The 18873-nt window shown below is 65.5% G+C and carries 19 protein-coding genes; 13 read left to right on the top strand and 6 right to left on the bottom strand.

Annotated elements, in window-relative coordinates:
• Positions 1 to 15 precede the first annotated feature (15 nt).
• The 5 genes from VI234_RS05375 (at position 16) to VI234_RS05355 (ending at position 4425) form a co-directional block, all read left to right on the top strand.
• Positions 16 to 1224 carry an inorganic phosphate transporter gene (locus VI234_RS05375; RefSeq protein ID WP_008307357.1) on the top strand — a complete coding sequence of 403 codons (1209 nt, stop codon included), beginning with the start codon at positions 16 to 18 and terminating at the stop codon, positions 1222 to 1224.
• Positions 1225 to 1346: 122 nt separating this feature from the next.
• Positions 1347 to 1736, top strand: coding sequence for a ferredoxin Fer1 (gene fer1, locus VI234_RS05370; protein WP_004590522.1), 390 nt, complete (start codon positions 1347 to 1349; stop codon positions 1734 to 1736).
• Between the two features lie 102 nt (positions 1737 to 1838).
• Positions 1839 to 2864 (top strand): A24 family peptidase, encoded by a 1026-nt coding sequence (locus VI234_RS05365; RefSeq protein WP_336329437.1) that lies wholly within the window; start codon positions 1839 to 1841, stop codon positions 2862 to 2864.
• Positions 2865 to 2911: 47 nt separating this feature from the next.
• Positions 2912 to 3274 carry a phosphoribosyl-AMP cyclohydrolase gene (hisI, locus tag VI234_RS05360; protein WP_336329436.1) on the top strand — a complete coding sequence of 121 codons (363 nt, stop codon included), beginning with the start codon at positions 2912 to 2914 and terminating at the stop codon, positions 3272 to 3274.
• Positions 3274 to 4425: a DUF7118 family protein gene (locus VI234_RS05355; RefSeq protein WP_336329435.1), complete on the top strand. Its 1152-nt coding sequence runs from the start codon at positions 3274 to 3276 to the stop codon at positions 4423 to 4425. The genes hisI and VI234_RS05355 overlap by 1 nt, the downstream gene beginning before the upstream one ends.
• Here the strand turns inward: VI234_RS05355 and glmM are convergent.
• Entirely contained in the window at positions 4410 to 5789 is a 1380-nt protein-coding gene (glmM, locus tag VI234_RS05350; protein WP_336329434.1) for a phosphoglucosamine mutase, read from the bottom strand. The genes VI234_RS05355 and glmM overlap by 16 nt on opposite strands.
• A gap of 86 nt (positions 5790 to 5875) precedes the next feature.
• Between glmM and pyrE the strand changes: the two genes are divergently transcribed.
• The gene (pyrE, locus tag VI234_RS05345) at positions 5876 to 6427 is read left to right on the top strand and encodes an orotate phosphoribosyltransferase (RefSeq protein WP_008307366.1); all 552 of its coding nucleotides are present in this window, start codon (positions 5876 to 5878) and stop codon (positions 6425 to 6427) included.
• An 86-nt stretch (positions 6428 to 6513) separates the two neighbouring features.
• Positions 6514 to 6762, top strand: coding sequence for a glutathione S-transferase N-terminal domain-containing protein (locus tag VI234_RS05340; RefSeq protein WP_008307368.1), 249 nt, complete (start codon positions 6514 to 6516; stop codon positions 6760 to 6762).
• A 265-nt stretch (positions 6763 to 7027) separates the two neighbouring features.
• Here the strand turns inward: VI234_RS05340 and VI234_RS05335 are convergent, their stop codons facing one another.
• Entirely contained in the window at positions 7028 to 7996 is a 969-nt protein-coding gene (locus tag VI234_RS05335) for a transcriptional regulator (protein WP_008307370.1), read from the bottom strand.
• 128 nt (positions 7997 to 8124) lie between these two features.
• On the opposite strand from VI234_RS05335, the gene VI234_RS05330 reads away from it, so the two are divergent.
• The 3 genes from VI234_RS05330 (at position 8125) to VI234_RS05320 (ending at position 10115) form a co-directional block, all read left to right on the top strand.
• On the top strand, positions 8125 to 9390 hold the full coding sequence (locus VI234_RS05330) for a tRNA(Ile)(2)-agmatinylcytidine synthase (RefSeq protein WP_336329631.1): 1266 nt from the start codon (positions 8125 to 8127) through the stop codon (positions 9388 to 9390).
• 258 nt (positions 9391 to 9648) lie between these two features.
• A complete protein-coding gene (locus VI234_RS05325; protein WP_336329433.1) occupies positions 9649 to 9855 on the top strand; it encodes a hypothetical protein in 207 nt (68 codons plus the stop codon).
• 32 nt (positions 9856 to 9887) lie between these two features.
• Positions 9888 to 10115 carry a hypothetical protein gene (locus VI234_RS05320; protein WP_225306728.1) on the top strand — a complete coding sequence of 76 codons (228 nt, stop codon included), beginning with the start codon at positions 9888 to 9890 and terminating at the stop codon, positions 10113 to 10115.
• 1 nt (position 10116) lies between these two features.
• On the opposite strand, the gene VI234_RS05315 is transcribed toward VI234_RS05320, so the two are convergent.
• Complete coding sequence (locus tag VI234_RS05315) at positions 10117 to 11181, bottom strand: pyridoxal-phosphate dependent enzyme (protein ID WP_008307377.1); 1065 nt, start codon at positions 11179 to 11181, stop codon at positions 10117 to 10119.
• Between the two features lie 147 nt (positions 11182 to 11328).
• Positions 11329 to 12285 carry a succinylglutamate desuccinylase/aspartoacylase family protein gene (locus tag VI234_RS05310; RefSeq protein ID WP_336329432.1) on the bottom strand — a complete coding sequence of 319 codons (957 nt, stop codon included), beginning with the start codon at positions 12283 to 12285 and terminating at the stop codon, positions 11329 to 11331.
• Positions 12286 to 12384: 99 nt separating this feature from the next.
• On the opposite strand from VI234_RS05310, the gene VI234_RS05305 reads away from it, so the two are divergent.
• Complete coding sequence (locus tag VI234_RS05305; protein ID WP_420182172.1) at positions 12385 to 12636, top strand: DUF7536 family protein; 252 nt, start codon at positions 12385 to 12387, stop codon at positions 12634 to 12636.
• A gap of 7 nt (positions 12637 to 12643) precedes the next feature.
• On the opposite strand, the gene VI234_RS05300 is transcribed toward VI234_RS05305, so the two are convergent.
• A complete protein-coding gene (locus VI234_RS05300) occupies positions 12644 to 13867 on the bottom strand; it encodes a potassium channel family protein (protein ID WP_049942765.1) in 1224 nt (407 codons plus the stop codon).
• A gap of 233 nt (positions 13868 to 14100) precedes the next feature.
• Here VI234_RS05300 and citZ point away from each other — a divergent pair, with 233 nt between their 5' ends.
• Positions 14101 to 15246 (top strand): citrate synthase, encoded by a 1146-nt coding sequence (gene citZ, locus VI234_RS05295; protein ID WP_008307382.1) that lies wholly within the window; start codon positions 14101 to 14103, stop codon positions 15244 to 15246.
• Between the two features lie 426 nt (positions 15247 to 15672).
• On the opposite strand, the gene VI234_RS05290 is transcribed toward citZ, so the two are convergent.
• The gene (locus VI234_RS05290; RefSeq protein ID WP_336329431.1) at positions 15673 to 17307 is read right to left on the bottom strand and encodes a potassium channel family protein; all 1635 of its coding nucleotides are present in this window, start codon (positions 17305 to 17307) and stop codon (positions 15673 to 15675) included.
• Positions 17308 to 17593: 286 nt separating this feature from the next.
• On the opposite strand from VI234_RS05290, the gene ilvA reads away from it, so the two are divergent.
• Positions 17594 to 18805, top strand: coding sequence for a threonine ammonia-lyase (ilvA, locus tag VI234_RS05285; protein WP_336329430.1), 1212 nt, complete (start codon positions 17594 to 17596; stop codon positions 18803 to 18805).
• Positions 18806 to 18873 lie beyond the last annotated feature (68 nt).

Here is an 18873-nt window from a genome sequence, read left to right as displayed (position 1 = left end):
GGGACTGGCACCTGTATGGTCGAAGTTCTCTTTGCCCTCGGTGTTCTGGTGGCTATCTTCGTCGGCTTCAACATCGGGGGATCTTCGACGGGTGTCGCGTTCGGGCCTGCAGTCGGGTCAGATACGCTTTCGAAACTGTCCGCGGCGGCCCTGATGACCATCTTCGCGCTGGCCGGGGGACTCATCGTCGGCCCGGAAGTCGTCGAAAGCCTCGGGAGCGACCTCGTCGAGACCGCCTTCTCGCCGCTCATCAGCATCGTCGTCCTGTTTTTCATCGGCGTCGCGCTGTTTCTCTCGAACGTGGTCGGCGTCCCCGCGTCGACATCGATGACTGCCGTCGGCGCTATCGCCGGTCTCGGCCTCGCTCGCGGGACGCTAAACGCCGCCCTGATGCTCGAAATCGTCTCGTGGTGGCTCGTTTCCCCGATTATCGCCTTCTGGGTCAGCGGGGTCATCGGCCGGTACTTCTACCCGCGCCTCGTCGAGTGGTTCGCTGTCTCCCAGAGCGAGGGGTCGCTACTGGATTTCGACCGGTCCGGCTCGATTCCACAGCCGTCACTCGGCGAGAACACGACGCCGCGTGAGTTCGTCGGGACCGTCGTCGTCATCGGTATCGGCTGTTACATGGCTTTCTCGGCGGGCGCGTCGAACGTTGCCAACGCCGTCGCCCCCCTTGTGGGGAACGGCTCGCTAGATATGTACCCGGCTATCCTGCTCGGCGGCGGGGCCATCGGTCTCGGTGCGTTCACCATTGCCCGCCGAACGATGGACACGGTCGGCAACGACCTGACCGACCTCCCGCTGGTCGCCGCCATCGTGGTCGCGGCGGTCGCCTCCACCATCGTCACCTTCCTCTCCGCGCTGGGTATTCCGGCGAGTTTCGTCATCATCGCCACGATGAGTATCGTCGGTCTCGGGTGGGGCCGTGCAACGCGAACGACGAGTATCTCCGATACTGTGCATGGTGAGACCCCCGTCGCGTCTGTCGGTGCGCTGACCACCGACGCGGAGGCTGCGGACGCGCCGACCGTCGGCGGAAAAAAGGGGACGCCGAAGCCGGCCGAGACCGAACCCATCGGCGAGGAATCACGGGAGGACATCCCGTCGGCGTCGGACCTGTTCGAACCCGGGACCACCGCCAGAGTGATTTTCCTCCAGAACATCGTCCCGTCGATTGCGACGCTCGCGGCGTATCTGGTGTTCAAGTTTTTGCCGATCGCCTGAACAGTATCGGCCCGAACAGATGCCGTCAGTTCCGACGAATCCCCGCGTTGTCCCTCATTATTTTGCACGGCCTAAAACCGAAGGGCAAAGTCTAACAGGGCGGGGTTCGAACCAATCAGGTGATGCCCACGGTAGAGTACCTTAACTACGAAGTAGTGGACGATAACGGCTGGGACATGTACGACGACGACGTCTTCGCAGAGGCGTCAGATATGGACCTCGACGGTGAGGACTACGGGTCCCTCGAGGTGAACGAAGGCGAGTACATCCTTGAGGCCGCCGAGGCGCAGGGCTACGACTGGCCCTTCTCGTGCCGCGCCGGTGCCTGTGCGAACTGTGCCGCCATCGTTCTCGAAGGCGACATCGACATGGACATGCAGCAGATCCTCAGCGACGAGGAAGTCGAAGACAAGAACGTTCGCCTGACCTGTATCGGCAGCCCGGACGCCGACGAGGTCAAGATCGTCTACAACGCCAAGCACCTCGACTACCTGCAGAACCGCGTCATCTAACGCGGCTCCTGCAGCGCACTACACTTTCTTCTTCCAGCAGCGACTGCCTTGGACAGCCGTCGTACCGGAACCATTAGGGATACCCCTGTATTGCGTACAGCCGTGCTTGGGTCGATACCGGACCTGCTTCGGCTGGTCGCCGTCCCGGTGTTCGGGTGGGCGGCCTACCGCGACGTGAAAACCCGCCGGGTGCCCAACCGGACCTGGACCCCGCTTGCCGTGCTGGCGGTCGTGCTCCTGCTGTGGGACGCCTACACCGTCTGGGCCGGCCCGACAGCGGTCGGCCAGCGGCTGTTCTTCGTTCAGGTCGCGATCAGTCTCGGCTTCGTCATTCCGCTGTCGTACGGTTTCTGGCTCATCGGCGGGTTCGGTGGGGCCGACGCGAAGGCGTTCATGCTCGTCGCCGTTCTCTTTCCCGTCTATCCGGTGTACTACCTGCCCATGCCAAGCGTCGCGCTCCCGCTCCAGCAGAGCGCTATCGGCGTGTTCTCGCTGACGATTCTCTCGAACACCGTGCTTGCTGGCATCGTCTATCCGCTTGCCGTCGCCGCCGGGAACCTCGCCCGAGGTCGTTTTTCACTGGCGATGTTCATCGGGCGGCCGGTCCCCGTCGGCAGCGTCACTGAGGAGTACGGTCGGCTGCTGGAATCGCCTGACGGGTTCGACCGCGGCGGCCTTGACCTCGACGCGCTCCGGATGTACCTCCAGTGGCGCGGTTGCTCGCTGGCCGACATCCGCGCCGACCCAGACCAGCACCGGCGTCCGACTTCCCTCCCAGCGGTCCCGAACGACCCCGGCGACGGCTCGCTGGCGACCGACGGCGGCGACCCGGTGGCTGGCGATATAGATGGACCGGCAGGCCGTGACGCCGGGACCGGTGGGGCCGACCGTCCCGGCCCCGTCGACGACCCGTGGGGAGCCGAGCGGTTCCTTGACGACATCGACCACTCGGCCTACGGCACGTCGTCGGCCCAGCTCCGTGACGGACTGGACGTGCTCGCCGAACAGGACGAGGTGTGGATTTCGCCCGGAATTCCGTTTCTCGTCCCCATGTTCGCCGGGCTGGTCGTCTCGCTCACCTACGGCGACGTGTTGTTCTCGCTGTTGCAGGCTGTTGGGCTGGCCTGACCCCCCGCAGCAGAAGACCTATTTTGCGGACACGCCTCGGCCCGAGTATGACCGAGGTCGACCTCGCGTTCGACGAGCAGGAGTACATCCCCGCTGTCGCACAGGACGCAGACACCGGCGAGGTGCTCATGCTCGCCTACGTCACAGAGGAAGCGCTCCGGAAGACCCGCGAGACGGGGGAAGCCCACTACTACTCGCGGAGCCGGGACGAACTCTGGCACAAGGGCGGGACCAGCGGCCACACGCAGGCCGTCGAAGAGGTGCGGGTCGACTGCGACGGGGACGCACTGCTGTACATCGTTGACCAGACCGGCGGGGCGTGCCACACTGGCTACGAGTCCTGCTTCCACCGAACTGTCGACGGCGAGACGGTCGGTGAACAGGTGTTCGACCCCGACGACGTGTACTGATGGCGCGAACCGACACTGACATCGACATCAACGCCGGGACACCCGATGCCGTGGAGCGCCTCGAACAGGCCGCCGAAGCGTACGACCGGGCACAGGAACGCGTTGAGGAAATCGGCGCGGACGCGTTGCGTGACTGCCGCGACATCTACAGCGAACTGTGGAACCTGCTCGAGAGCTACGACGGCCGAGCGACCGGCGGCGGCGACTTCGAGGCGTTCATGGAGTTTCAGGGCCGGGTCGGGACGCTGACCGACGACCTCCCCGAGGACATGCCCGAACGAGACACGTTCGAAGAAATCGACGATTTCCTCCAGCAGCGGCGGCTCACCGAGAGCGACTTCGAGCAGGCCCGCGAGATGTTGTCGCCCATCGGCGACCTCGTCGGGCGGCTCGACGAACTCGACGACGCACGCGAGCAGTACAAGAAAGCCCGGACCGATGCGAACCGTCGGCGCGGCGAACTGAGCGACCGCATCGACGACCTGGAACGCCTCCAGCGCCTCGGCGACGCCGATCTCGATGCCCCGGTCGAGCACCTCCGTGACCCAATCGAGCGCTACAACGATGCCGTCACCGAGGCGTTCACCGAGTTTCGGCGCAACACCCCGGCCAGAGACGCCTTAGCGGTCATCGAGCGAGCGGACGCGTACCCGCTGGTCGAGTTCCGGTCCCCGCCCGCGGAACTGCTGACGTACGTCCGCGAGCACGACGCCGGCACGGAGCCGATTCCGAAACTACTGGAGTACGCCGACTACTCCGCCTCGAAGCTGGACCACTACGTCGACGACGCCGCGGCGCTGCGGAGTGCCGTCGCCACCCGGCGGACGTATCTCCGGCGGCTCGACGCCGAGCCGGTGCGGATCGACTGGCCGCCGCCGTCGGCAGACGCCCTGCCGTGGTACTGCCGGGAGTACCGCTCCGTCGTCGCCCGCTTCGCCGACGAGTCCGTGGTCGCGGCACTACGGGAGGTGCGTGGACTCGCGGAGCGGGACGACTACGAGCGGCTCCGGGAGAGCGCCGTCGCTCGCTCGGAACTCACGGAAACGGAGCGCGAACGGCTGGCGAGCGGTGCTGTCGAGCAGGAACTGTCGACCGCTCGCGAGGCCAGAGCGGCTATCGACGACGCGCTGGAAACTTATTCGTCGCTGTAGCGGCTCGTTTGCTGGGTCGCCCGGCTGACCATCGTCTCGGCCAGTTCCTCGGCCCGGTCGAGCGTGCGCGCTTCTGCGTAGACCCGGACGACGGGCTCCGTGCCGGACGGCCGGGCCAGCACCCAGCCGTCGCCGTAGTCGAGGCGGTAGCCGTCCGTCGTGTCGAGGTCGGCCGTCGCGTCGTTCGCGTGGGCCTCGATACCCTTGAGCATCGCCTCGCGCTCGTCTTCGGTCTCGTATTTGAGGTTCCGCCGGACGTTGTAGTAGTCGTCGTAGTCCGCGGCGACCTCGCTCGCGGGCCGCTCGGCGACGAGTTCGAGGAACTTCGCGGCGGTGAACGCGCCGTCTCTGGCGATGCGGTAGTCGGGAAAGAGGATGCCGCCGTTGCCTTCGCCGGCAATCGCGACGTGGGTCCCCTCGTCCTGCAGTTTGCGGATGCGGCTGACGATGTACGTCGAGCCGATGGGGGTCAGCGAGAGGGTCGTGCCGGCGTCCTCGACCACGTCCACAAGGCGCTGGGAGGCGTTGACCGCAGAGACGACGCCGTCGCCCGACTCGATTTCCGCCGCCGCGAGCGCCGCCAGCGCGGCGTCGCCTTCGATGTGTGTCCCGGTTTCATCGACGAACATCCCGCGGTCGGCGTCGCCGTCGTGGGCAAAGCCGAGGTCGGCGTCGGTCGCCCGGACGAACGCCCGGAGGTCTCCGAGGTTCTCGGCGACGGGTTCGGGGTCGCGGCCGGGGAAGTGGCCGTCGGGCTGGGTGTTGACGGTGTGGACCTCACAGCCGAGTTCGCGGAACAGGTCGGGGCTCGTCAGCGAGCCCGCGCCGTGCCCGGGGTCGACGACGATAGTGAGGTCGGCGTCGGCGATACGGTCGCGGTCGACGGCAGACAGCACCTGCTCGCGGTAGCGGCGGCGGGCGCTATCGATGGCGGTGTCGGACCCGACTGTCTCCCAGTCCGCGTAGGCCGGGGTGTCGTCTCGCAGAGACTGCTCGACGTGGTCGAGCGTGTCCCGCGTCAGTTCGACGCCGTCCGCGCCGATGAGCTTCACGCCGTTGTACGCGGCCGGATTGTGACTCGCAGTAATCATCACGCCCGGAACCCCTTCACGCTCACAGTAGGCCTGCAGCCCTGGCGTCGGCACGACGCCGAGGCGGTCGACGTCGAACTCGACGGTCGTCAGGCCGCTCGTCGCGGCGTTGATAAACGTCCGCCCGGTCGTCCGCGTGTCCCGGGCGATTGCCACGCGGTCGTGGTCGTCACGCCAGACGTCCCCGGCGGCCTGTGCAACCCGAAGGACGTACCGCGGTGTCAGCTCATCGCCCGCGACACCCCGGACGCCGCTCGACCCGAAAACTTGCATTCGAGCGAGTGTCTGACGCGGAGGGGCTTAGGAATGTCGCTGTCCGAATTCAACAGTCATTAGCCCCGTGACCGTGCAGTGAGCGTATGGCAAACGACGACCTCATCGCGGCGCTACGGGACGCCGACGCCGTCAAGTTCGGGGAGTTTGAGCTCTCCCACGGCGGCACGTCGAACTACTACGTCGACAAGTACGTCTTCGAGACAAACCCCGACTGTCTGGATCTCATCGCCGGGGCCTTCGCCGAGCGCATCGCCGAGTGGGACACGGACGCCACGCTCGCCGGCGTCGCCCTCGGTGCGGTCCCGCTGGTCGCAGTCACCAGTGTCGAGACGGGCATCCCCTACGTTATCGCCCGCAAGCAGGCCAAGGAGTACGGCACGGGCAACCGAATCGAAGGGGATCTGGCCGACGGCGAGGAGGTCATCATCCTCGAAGACATCGCGACGACCGGCCAGAGCGCGGTCGACGCCGCCGAGGCGCTCCGCGAGGCCGGCGCTGTCGTCAATCGCGTGCTCGTCGTCGTCGACCGCGAGGAGGGGGCCAGCGAGAACCTCGCTGACCACGACCTCGAACTGTCCTCGCTCGTGACGGCGTCGGACCTGCTGGCCGACGCACCCGACGATATCGACGTGTAGCGCTGGCCGGAACGTTCTCGGCCCTGCGCGGCCGGGACACACCACCGATGTGTTCTTGACGCTGGCTCGCCTACCCACGAGTGCAAATGGCTAATCTCGAACTCTACGAACTCGAGGGGTGTCCGTACTGTGCGAAGGTAATCAAGAAACTCGACGAGCTGGGCCTCGACTACGAGTCCCACATGGTCCCGCGGTCCCACGGCGAGCGGACCGAAGTGAAGGAGGTTTCGGGCCAGACGGGCGTTCCCGTCCTCGTCGACGAGGACAACGGCGTCGACGGGATGCCTGAATCCGACGACATCGTCGAGTATCTCGAAGAAACGTACGGGCAGTAAGACATCTCTATCGCGGTCGCGCTACGCGCGACCGTTTTTCGCCCACGTTTTTCGAGTCGAGCGGGACCGAAGGTCCCGCTGACCATGCGAACGGGCGCATCGCGCCCGTGAGCAGAGACCCCTCCCGCAGCGAGTGGAACGAGCGAGGAGGGGTAACGACGAAAAAGGTGGATTGTCGAGTATCTCGAAGAGACGTACGGGCAGTAGACCCGGGGCTTGCGGTGGTTCTCGTTTTTACGTGACAGCGAAGACTGAGAGCGCCCGCTCAGGCGACTTCCTCGCGGTCCTCGCCGCGCTCCATAATGAGGTCGCGCAGGTCGATGGCGTCCTCGATGTTCTCCATCTCCTCTTTTTCGATGAGCGCGGTCCCCTCGACGGACTCCCGCCGGAGTTCGTCGACGACGTACACCGACCGGGTCCGGGTTACCTCGCCGACCGAGGACATGATGCGCGCCCGTTTCTCGGCCGTCTCGGTGAACGCCGAGTGACCGGCAAGGACCTGCCCGTGCTCGTCGTCGCTCTCGTTGACGCTCTTGAAGGGCGCGCGGTCCGTCGGGTGGACCTCGAAGCCGATACGGGTGAATACCGTCACAATCGGCTGGTCTTCCGGTGCGACATCGGGGTCGTCCGGTGTCGGCTCGTCGTCCCGGACCTCTTCGGCGCCGTCGAGGACGCTCACCGGCGAGGTCAGCGGCGCGTCGAACAGGTCCTCCAGTTCGGCGGCCACCTCGACGGAGGCGTCCATCCCGTCCTCGTATTTCGAGACTGTCCGCCGGGAGACGCCCAGTTCCTTCGCCAGTCGGCCGAGCGACCAGTCGCGGTCCTCGCGCACGTCGGCAAGAATCTCCGAGTCGATGTTGACGTAAAGCCCGCCCGGAGCGGCGTAGATGAGCGGTGGGACCTCCTCGACGAACAGGTCCATCGCGGTGTCGGGCGACAGCACGGGGACGCCGTGCCGGAAGTAGACGACGCCGGGTTTCAGTTCCTCGTCGCGCGTCCGGAGGCCGATGACAATCGGCGTGGCGTTCAGGTACGTGCCCAGTCGCCGCATCTCGCCCCCAGTCTGTGCGTCGAAGGCGTCGATGTTGCCCAGTATCTTCAGGAGCAACACGTCCTCACCGCGACGAGCAGCGATGTCGAAACTCTTCGGACGAATCGCACAGCGGTCGCTGACGAGGAAGCCAGCGTCTTCGAGCATCGCCATGACGTTTTCCACCAGCGCCGACCGTGACATAGTACTCTGTACCTCTACTGAGTCTAGACCGTTCACCCATTATATGCATTGCGCCGTTCGTTGAGGTTTCAGGCCGGGAACCGGGACGTGACGAAAGGGGTTTGACTGTTTCGGGGCTACAGGCGCTTGTGACTGTCGTCGGCCTCGATGATACTGACTCGCGCGAGCGGGGGATGTGTACGACCTACGCCGCCGCCACCCTCGCGGAGGCGATACGCGACGCCGGGGGGACCGTCGAGCGACTGCTGCTCGTCCGGCTGAACCCCGCCGTCGAGCACAAGACCCGCGGGAACGCGGCGCTGGCGGTGCATACTGACCTCGACGCCGACACGGTGCGTGGACTGGCCGAGGACGTGCTCGACATGGCCGAGACCGACGACCCGCGGACCAACCCCGGCGCTGTCGTCGCCGACTGCGACCCCGAAGACGTCCCACCGCAGGTCGCAACGTTCGCCCGCGAGACAATCCAGTCGATACAGGACCCGATGGCTGCGACGACGCTAGCCGACGTGGTCGGGTTCGCCCGTTGCCAGCGGGGCAACGGCCGCGGCCTCGTCGGCGCGCTCGCGGCGGTCGGGGCCTGGGCCGCGCTGTCGGACTGGACCTACGAACACATCGCCTACCGGGAGCAAGACCGGTGGGGCACTGAGCGGGCGGTCGACGGCGAGAGCGTCCGCGCCGTGGCGGCCGAGTACTACCCCGACGTGTGGGACACTGTCGACCGTGCATCGGGCTATCCGGTCTGCGTTCCCCGGACGCCGTGTCCGATTCTCTACGGGATCCGCGGCGACGACCCCGACGCCTGTCGCGCCGTCGCCGACGCGATCGACAGCGAACCCATCGCCCGGCGAGCGACGTTCGTGACGAACCAGGGGACGGACGTCCATCTACAGGACGCGACCCTCGACGCGGTCACGGCTGACAGCGCCTACCGCGTCACCGGCGACGTGGTCGAGGCCCCCGAAACGCGGGAGGGCGGGCATGTGTTCGTTACGCTCGAGGGCGACGATACGACCCTCGACTGTGCGGCCTTCGAGCCGACAAAGGGCTTTCGCGATCGGGTCCGCTCGCTCAGGGTGGGCGACCGAATCACTGCCTGTGGCGAAGTGACCGACGGCACGCTCAAACTGGAGAAGTTCGCGGCTCGGGAACTCGTTCGGACGGAACCCGTGACGCCGGACTGCCCGGACTGTGGGCGGTCGATGAAATCTGCCGGCCGGAACCAGGGCTATCGGTGTCGGGACTGCGGTACCAGCGCCGACGGCAAGACCGAGCAGTCAATAGAGCGGGGACTGGAACGCGGCTGGTACGAAGTGCCGCCGGTCGCGCGCCGCCACATCGCCAAGCCGCTGGTCCGTGGCGGGTTCGACGCACCCACTCACCCGTCCCGCTGAGACGGATTAGCGTCGCGGTGTACCGGTCTCTCTCGACCTCGGGGACGACTTATGCGGAAATGAGCGACAACAATTCGAATGCGGTGTGACATCGTCGCGTAAACATCCCACCCGACGATCAATCGTGGCCCTGGTCCTGTCTTCCATCTGGTTCGAACCGGCTACCGTCGAGTAAGCACCACGAATATTCCGGTAATACGGGGATATACCTCGATTTAGACTACGGATAACAATATTGATATACCGTTATGTGCGGCCATGAGCACCGAAGGGGCAGACACCCAGCGGCGAAATACGACGGACGGCGAGGCCGCCGAGAAGCTATTGACTGTCGAACACGAGCCGGCTGCGGGCGGCGGCCAGCGCTCGATCCTGTATCCGCCCGGCAGCACGCCCTCCGAACTGGAAGCGAACTGGCTGGTCGTTTCGTCTGACCTTCTCGTCCCGCTTGACGACGTTCAGTAGCCCTTACGCCCGATAATCGACAGGTAACAATAATGATACCTGTCGTGAATCGAGACATGGACTCCGATACCCGGTCGACGAGTGCGGTGACGGCAGCGGCTGACGCTGACGAGGGAACGCTACCTGCCGTGGTACGCTCCCGTCCCGACGGTAGTGAGCGACTCATCTGCTACGCGCCAGATGTCGACACGACAGACGTAGAGGACCAGTGGCTCTCCGTCGATGCCGACTTTCCGGTCTCGACACTGCTGATGCGGTAGGCTAGTCGTTTCGTCCGGTCAACGCAACAACCACGTCGTCACCGTCCTGGAGTTCTCCCCGCTCTCTGAACTGAGGGAGCGCCGCCGTCGCCGTCGCACACGTCGGCTCGACGTGAAACCCTGCCCCACTGAGTCGGTCGCGCTCTCGCTCGGTTGCCGCCGCGGAGACGGCGACGGCGGCACCATCGGTTTCGTCGATTGCATGCCGTATCTGATGGGCACGCGGCGGGTCACGGATGTGGATCCCGTCGGCGAGATCGTTGGCAGCAGCGGCGTCCGGTGTACTGCCCTCCTCGTCGGCGATGGGACTGTACCCGACCGCTTGCGTCCCCAGTATACGCGGGATAGCGTCCGTCCATCCAGCTTGCTCCAGTGCCCGAAACCCGCGGTAGAGGCCGAGAAACAGCGTCCCGTGACCGAGCGGTGTGACGACGGCGTCCGGCACGCTCCAGTTTCTCTGGGCGGCGATTTCGTAGGCGGCCGTCGCCGTCCCGGCGAAGAACGCGGGGTTCCAGGCGTGGCTGGCGTACCAGCCCGCCCCGTTCTCCACGGCGTCGATACAGGCCGCGGTTACGGACTCTCTACTCCCCTCGACCGGGACCACGTCGGCTCCGGTCCGTTCGATGCGGCGAACCTTCGCTTCCTTCGCGCTCGCCGGGACGTATATCTTCGCGTCCAGGCCCGCTCGTGCCGCGTAGGACGCGACTGCCAGCCCGGCGTTGCCCGAGGAATCTTCGAGCACGCGGTCGGCTCCGACTTCGAGCGCTTCGGCGATGACCGTCGCCGCGCCGCGGTCCTTGAAACTCCCCGTCGGGTGGAGATACTCCAGTTTGAACGTGGCGTCCCACTCGGGCGCGTCGACCAGCGGCGTCCAGCCTTCGCCTAAACTGACCCGCTCACCCATCGGGAGGAAGTCAGCGAAGTCCCAGACGCCGCTGGCACGCGAGAACTGCGCCGGTCGGCTGTCGGGCAGGGGCTGGCTGGCGTAATCAAGCGGAGCCCCGCAGGAACACCGCCAGGGTTCCTCACGGGGGTACTCCCGGTCGCAGACGCTACAGGTGCGCATGGGCTTGCTCCGTGGCGAACCGTCCAAAAGCTGGCGGCGTCTGTGGCGCGGTAGTCGGTGCCTGCGGCTGGGCTGGCGGAGCGCACAGAGCGATGGCCGGGCGGCCGCACCGCAGCCGAGGACACCCTCCGAAGTGAAAAGTGGTTGTTAGTAGGTATCCACGTTCGTCCCGACCGAGCAGACGTACTCGCCGGTCGCGACCTGCGGGAGTCGACGGGCACGCCAGAACACGCCGCTGGAGTCGGCGGTGATTTCGGCCTTCGGCTCGCCGAACACGTCGGTCACTTCGAACAGCGTCTCGCCGCGGGCGACGCGGTCGCCGAGGTCGGGCTTGAGGTCGATGAGGCCGCCGACGGGAGAGCCGTACTGTTCGAACCCGGAAGCGCGGGTCTGGGGGCGCGTGTCGTGGTGACCGTCGAGGAACCCGTAGTAGTTCAGGACGTTGAAGACGCCGTTGACACCGCGCTGGATGGATTGTTCGTCCCAGCCGACGCAGCCGCCGAGTTCGGGGTCGATTGTCGGCACGCCCTCGTCGGGGGCGGCGCGGGCCAACTGGCCGTCGGGGCCTTTCTGGTCGAGGATGTAGCCACAGCCGAACACTTTCGCGAGTTCGAGACACTCCTCGTGGAGGCGGTGGCGGGTGCCACACCGGACCCGCACCTCGTCGATCATTTGCGAGGTCGACCCCTGATGTAGGTCGAGCACGTAATCGGCGCTGATGGCGGCGTTGAACGTCGCCGCGGCGATGCGCTCGCTCGACGTGCCCGTTTTGTCGCCCGGATACGCCCGGTTCATCTTCGTGTCGTCGATCGGGTTGCGGTGCTCGGCGACCTGGAACGCGTGGTAGTTGACGACGCCACAGACCAGAATCGTCCCGGATAGCTCCGTCGGGTCGAGCTGCGGGAGTGTTCGCTGGATGACGCCGACGCCGTTCAGTTCGTCGCCGTCGCTGGCCGCCTGTATGTAGAGTGTCCGTCCGTCGTCGACACCGTTGACGACGGCGACCGGTAGCCCGAACGTCGACCCGTCGCGGGTCTCACCGACCTCCAGCCGCCCCGTGTCTTTCTCACCGGGGGCGGCGGTCGCCGTACCGAAAGTAACCATTGTTCCCACGTTTGCCTTGGGAGCCTTTACTGGTTCGGATTTCGCCAGCAGTTGCGCCGGACCGACGGCATCTTGGGGCCGCCGACCCTATCGACAGGTGTGTCCCAGTCCGAGCCACAGAGCGGGAAAGCGGCGATGGTCGCGGCGCTGAACGTGCCACGGAACGCGAAAATCGGCTTCGTACTCGCCGGCCTGTTCACGGCGGGGCTGTTCGCCCTGTTCGTCCTGCCGGGGACCCAGCGCCCGATGGGGTTCTACGTGGCGCTGGGGTTCGTTCTCGCGACGTCGCTGGGCGGTCTGCTGACGGCGCTGTTCACGGCCCTGTCGGCTGTGCGACTCGCAAGACAGTAGCAAAACGCTATTTTCCCTCGGCCAGTTCTGTAAGCCGACCGCCGCCGGTTCGAGTCCCCTTCGCGATGAGCACGTCGCCCGTCTGAATCTGCGTTTCCGGCCCTGGCGAGACGACCCAGTCGCCGCCCTCGCGCCCGGTCCGTTCACTCTCCCCGGCCCCGCGACGTATCGCGATGATCCGCATACCCGTCGCCGTCTTGACCGCCGCGTCGCCGATGGTCGTCCCCGCGAGATCGCTGTCGGGGTACACTGTCGTCCGAACGATGACCTCGTCGGACTCCTGGACGGCCTCGGCGACGACCGGATGCGTCGACAGCCCTCGCAGGACACCCTCGCTCATCTCCAGTGCGGCGTCGGAGATAACCTCTGTCGACCGGGCCAGGTGGACGAGGCCCCGCAGCGACACGGGGTCGTCGATGTCAGCGGCGGCCCGGAGCGTCCAGGCCTCGAAGCGGGACTGCAGCGCGTCGACCTCGGCTTCGAGTTCGACGACCTCTTCGGCGACCTCTGTGCTGTCGAACAGTACCGCGCCGTAGGCTAGGTCAACCGCCAGCTCGCCCATGTCTTTCATCAGGACGATAGAGTCGACGGCGCGTTCGAGGTCCCGGACGCCACCCTCGGGCGGTTCCGGCGGTTCGTACACGTCGCCGGTCGCGTCCTGATACACCTCGGCGATACCGTCCTCGGGGCCACGGAACAGCACCACGTCGTCCGCTTCGAGGCGCGTCTCCCGGTCGGGGTTGAGCAGCCAGTTCCCCTGCCGGCGAATCGCCAGCGCGCGGACGCCGGTCTCGGTTTCGAGGTTCAGGCCCCCCAGCGTCTCATTGGCTAGCCGAGAGTCCGAACCGATTGTCGCCCGCACGAGCGTCTCGACGGCTTCGGGCAGGGCCGCCCGCATCGTATCCGGCAGGCCGATATCCTCTAGGACTATCTTGGCGATGTCACCGGCGGCGTCGCTGATCTTCTCGGCGGCCCCGACCATCCCCAGGACGGGGGCCAGCGACTCCGCGTCCGCCGTCGACCGGCAGGCCATCAGGAGGCTCATGCGTGCGCGCAACTGGAGCACGTCCATCTTCTCCTCTAACTCCAGCACCTCCGCGGCCACGTCGTCGCTACCCAGCAGGACAGCCGAGTACGAGAGGTCGATGAGCAACTCGGCGGTGTCTTTCATCTCGGCCAGTACCTGCTTGACGCTGACCGGTTCGTACTCGACCGTCCCTGTCGGGTCCATGGCCGCCGGTTCGATGCCCCCGAGCAAAAACGTTCCTCACTGTGTGAGGAGATAGCGCGCCCCGCTATTGGCTATGACTGGCCGTTTGCATACCAGTGTGGGTGCTACGTTGGGGTATCGACCCAAATAGACCGGTAATCAGATGGACAGTCGTCCAATAACTGTTCCTGACATTGTGCCACACACGCTCGGAAAGAAAATGTTTTTCCCGGAAGGTAGGGAAGAGATTGCGTATGTCCGACGACCTCAAGAAGGGACTCGAGGGTGTCATCGTCGCCGAGTCCGAACTCAGCGTTATCGACGGCGACGCTGGCAAACTCGTGTATCGGGGGTACACCATCGAGGACCTCGCGAAGGGTGCCAGCTACGAAGAGGTGCTGTACCTGCTCTGGCACGGCCACCTGCCGAACCGGGACGAACTCTCCGAGTTCAAGCAGGCGATGGTGGACGCGCGCGACGTGGACGACGACGTCATCTCGACCGTGCGACAACTCGCCGAAGCGGACGAGAACCCGATGGCAGCGCTGCGGACCGCGGTGTCGATGCTCTCGGCGTTCGACCCTGCGCCCGAGGACGCCGAACCGACCGACGAGACGGTCAATCTCGAAACTGGGCGGCGGATCACGGCCAAGATTCCGACCATCATCGCGGCGTTCACTCGCATCCGCGACGGCAAGGAACCCGTCGCACCTCGCGACGACCTCGACCACGCCGCGAACTTCCTGTACATGCTCAACGGCGAGGAGCCCGACGACGTGCTCGCCGACGTGTTCGACCAGGCACTCGTCCTCCACGCCGACCACGGGCTTAACGCCTCGACGTTCTCGGCCATCACGACGGCGTCGACGCTATCGGACGTTCACAGCGCGGTCACCTCCGCCATCGGGACGCTGAAAGGACCGCTCCACGGCGGGGCCAACCAGGACGTTATGGAGATGCTAAAGGAGGTCGACGACGCCGAATCCGACCCGCTGGACTGGGTCAAGAACGCCCTCGACGAGGGCCGCCGCGTCTCCGGCTTCGGCCACCGCGTCTACAACGTCAAGGACCCGCGCGCGAAGATTCTCGGCGAGCGCTCGAAGGAACTCGGCGAGGCCGCCGGGACGCTCAAGTGGTACGAGATGTCGACCACCATCGAGGACTACCTCATGGAAGAGAAGGGGCTGGCCCCCAACGTCGACTTCTACTCGGCATCGACGTACTACCAGATGGGCATCCCCATCGACATCTACACCCCCATCTTCGCGATGTCTCGCGTCGGTGGCTGGGTCGCCCACGTCTTCGAGTACATCGAGGACAACCGCCTGATTCGACCCCGTGCTCGCTACGTCGGCAAGAACCCCGACGAGACTGAGTTCGTGCCGCTGGACGAGCGGTAAGGCGCTCCCGCTGTCAGTCGTCCGTAGCCTATCACTACCGCGTGGCCGTGAGCGCGTTTCATCGCGCGAACCGGGGAAGGGCAGGGCGGCCAGCGTCCGGCGGCGACGCCGCCGGTTCTCGGAATCGGCACAAGATGCATCTCTTGTCGAGTCTCTCCAATATCGAACTCTGCGGTAACGGACGCGTAGCGACTGTCGGCGAACGAAGTGAGCGGTTCACCGAACGCGAGCATAGCGAGCGTTCGGCCTTTTTCGCCACCGAAAGACTCGCGAGGCTCGTCTTTCGAGCCTTGCTTCGTGGTTCGAGAGAGCTTCGCTCTCTCGTCATCACGAGGGGCGCAAGCGCCCCTCGAACGACTCCGCTCAGCAAGACCACGTTTTTGCGCCGAGCGGTGCATGAAGCGTACCTGAGGCGGAAAAAGGTGGTTAGCCAAACACCGACTTGAACCGCGTCACGCCGTCGTCGGTGCCGGCGATGACGAGCTTGTCAGTCGGTTCGATAGTCACGTCAGGACCGAGGTCGGTGATGACTGCGCCGTCGCGTTCGATGGCGACGACCGTACAGCCCGTCCGCGAGCGGACATCGGCCTCGCCGAGCGTCGTACCACCGAGGCCGTCGGCAGCGACGCGGATGACCTCGACTTGCTGGTCCATCGAGATGACGTCTTCGTCTTCGAGGATCGTGGAGGCGAGCATCCGGCCGCTGACCGTCGACAGCGCGAGGACGTAGTCCGCGCCCGCCCGGTACATCTTCTGGACGTTCTCGCTTTCCTCGGCGCGGGCGATGATTTCGACATCTGGGTTGAGGTCACGGATGACAAGTGTCGCGAACTCGGTGTCGGTGTCCTCCGATAGGGCAAGAATAACCGTTCTGGCCGCGCCGACGCCAGCATGTCGCAGGTCATCGGGCTCCGTGGCGTCACCGACGACATCGACACCGGGCTCGTCGGTCTGATCGAGCACTGTGTGCGGCACCCCGGCGTTCGTGAGCGCCGACGTGATCGTCTGGCCGACCTCGCCGGCACCGATGATGACCGTCTCCCCGCGGCGGAAGCCGCGCACGCTGGAAAGAGTCATTTCCTTGAGCTTTTCCAGCTGACGTTCGGTCCCCGAGACCAGCAGGACAGTACTGCCGTCGAGTTCAGCGTCAGGGTCGGGCGGACTCACGAACTGGCCGCGGAACCACGCACCGATGACGTTGACGCCGGTCCCCTCGCGGATGCCGCTGTCGGCCAGCGTTGTTCCGACGAGGTCGCTCCCGCGGTGGATCGGCAGTTCGGCGATGTCGAAGTCCTCGCCGATCTCTATCGAATCCCCGAGTGTCGTCGAGACGCCGGTCGTGACCTTGCTCGCGAAGCTCTCGCCGAGTAGGCCTCGCGGTGACAGGACGGCGTCGGCGCCGGCGAGGTCGTGGTACTTCGCCCGGTCGGGTTCCTTGACGACGCTGACGGTCTGGACGGACTCGTCGACTTCGCGGGCGGTGAGGATGATACTGGTGTTCACCTGGTCGGACGCGTCGGCCACGACCGCGCGGGCGGACGACAGATGGGCCCGTTCGAGCCCGTCGACGGACTGCGGGTCGGCGTGGATGACGTAGTACCCGTCTTCGTAGAGGTCGTTGGCCCGGTCCCGGTCCGGTTCGACGACGACGTAGTCGACGTCCCAGGTGTCGAGTTCGGTGACGAGCGTCTCGCCGCGGGGGGAGAACTGACAGATGACGACGTGGTCGCTGAGACCGTTTTCGACCGTATTCGGGGCTTTCGTCTCCATCGCCTCTTCGAACAGCGGAAACAGCAACACCGGCAGTGCGAGGAAGATGAGCACGACGCCGGTGATGTCCATCACGATGACGAGTAGCCGCATCTCCGTAGTGCTCCACGGCGCGTCCGAGCCGTACCCGGTCGTGGTGAACGTTTCGACCACGACGCGAAGCGACCGCAGGAACGGTTGCGGGTCGTTTTCGAACGTCGCCATTCCGTAGTCGTACGCGAACGCGTACCCCAGGATGATGCCGCCAAGTGCGACGATATACACCAGCGTCCGTCGCAGCCAGGTATCCATCTACTACGTTCTGGGATACCGAGTGTAAAACAGTTCTGTCCGGCTAGCCAACGTTCACTTCATGTGATGAACGACAGGTGGGCAGCTCCACCCGAACGCTGTCATGCACTTTCACTTTCACCGCGCTACGACGGGATTTAAGTCAATCGCGTTCGTTCTCCCGCGTGCAGTCACACGCTCCCCCCTTTCCGTTTCAGGACATTACCCGAGCAGTCGCGGCTATGGCGACCGTCGATGCCGCATGGTCGGCCGACAGTATAACATGGTCCGGTGAATAGCCACTCCCATGCTCTCATTTGAGGACGTCCTCGCGGCACAGGACACCGTCTCTGAAACGGCCAGGCACACACCGCTCGATTACTCGCACACGTTTTCGGCGATGACCGGCGCGGATGTCCATCTCAAGCTCGAACTGTTCCAGCGCACGGGGTCGTTCAAGATACGGGGTGCGACCAACCGCATCGCGTCGCTCTCGGACGCTGAACGGGAAGCCGGTGTCGTCACGGCGAGCGCCGGCAACCACGCCCAGGGAGTTGCACTGGCCGCCACGCGAATCGGCGTCGATTCGAAAATCGTGATGCCGGAACGAGCACCGGTCTCGAAAGTGAAGGCGACCCGGAGCTACGGCGGCAACGTGGTCCTCCACGGCAGGGACTACGACGCGGCCGCCGAGCGCGCCCACGAACTCGAGCGCGAAGAGGGCCGGACCTACGTCCACGCTTTCGACGACGAGAAAGTGATGGCGGGTCAGGGGACCATCGGACTGGAAATCTACGAGGACCTCCCCGGTGTGGACACGGTCGTCGTTCCAATCGGCGGCGGCGGGCTCATCAGCGGCATCGCCACGGCGCTCAAAGGCAAGGACGAAAGCATCCGCGTCGTCGGCGTTCAGGCCGAGGGAGCGTCCAGCGTGGCCGAATCCCTGGAGAAGGGCCACCGTATCGAACGTGACAGCGTCGAGACCATCGCTGACGGCATCGCCACTCGTACCACCGGCGAACAGACGTTCGAGGTCATCAGCGAACGCGTCGACGAGGTCGTGACGGTGTCGGACTCCGAGATCGCTGTCGCCCTGACGACGCTGTTAGAGCGCTCGAAAACACTCGCCGAGGGCGCGGGTGCCGTCGCGCTGGCCGCCGTCATGGAGGGGAAGTTCGATTTCGAGGACGGCGAGACGATTGTCCCCGCGCTGTGTGGCGGGAACATCGACCTGAACATGTTGACCAACGTCATCATGCGCGGCCTCGTCGAGACCGGCCGCTATCTCAAGATACGGACCGTCCTCCAGGACCGCCCCGGCGCGCTGGAGGAACTCGTCGAGGTCCTCTCGCGCGAGCAGGTCAACATCTACGGCATCGAGCACGACCGGACCAGTCGCGACGTGGCGATGAGTTCGGCCGAGGTCGAACTGGATCTGGAGACCCGCGGCCACGACCACGTCGACGAACTCATCGACGCGCTCACCGACGAGGGGTACGAGGTCGACGTGCTCGTCTGACTGGGTCTCTCCCCCGAGCCAGAGCGCGCCGAGCGAACTGTTCTCGACTGATTCCGGCGAGGCTTTAG

Origin of the sequence: Haloarcula sp. CGMCC 1.2071 (assembly GCF_037078445.1) — an archaeon.
In the GTDB taxonomy this organism is placed as follows: Archaea; Halobacteriota; Halobacteria; order Halobacteriales; family Haloarculaceae; genus Haloarcula; species Haloarcula amylolytica.
The sequence above is the reverse complement of the archived record's forward strand: the minus strand, read 5'-3'. Positions and strand labels throughout refer to the sequence as shown.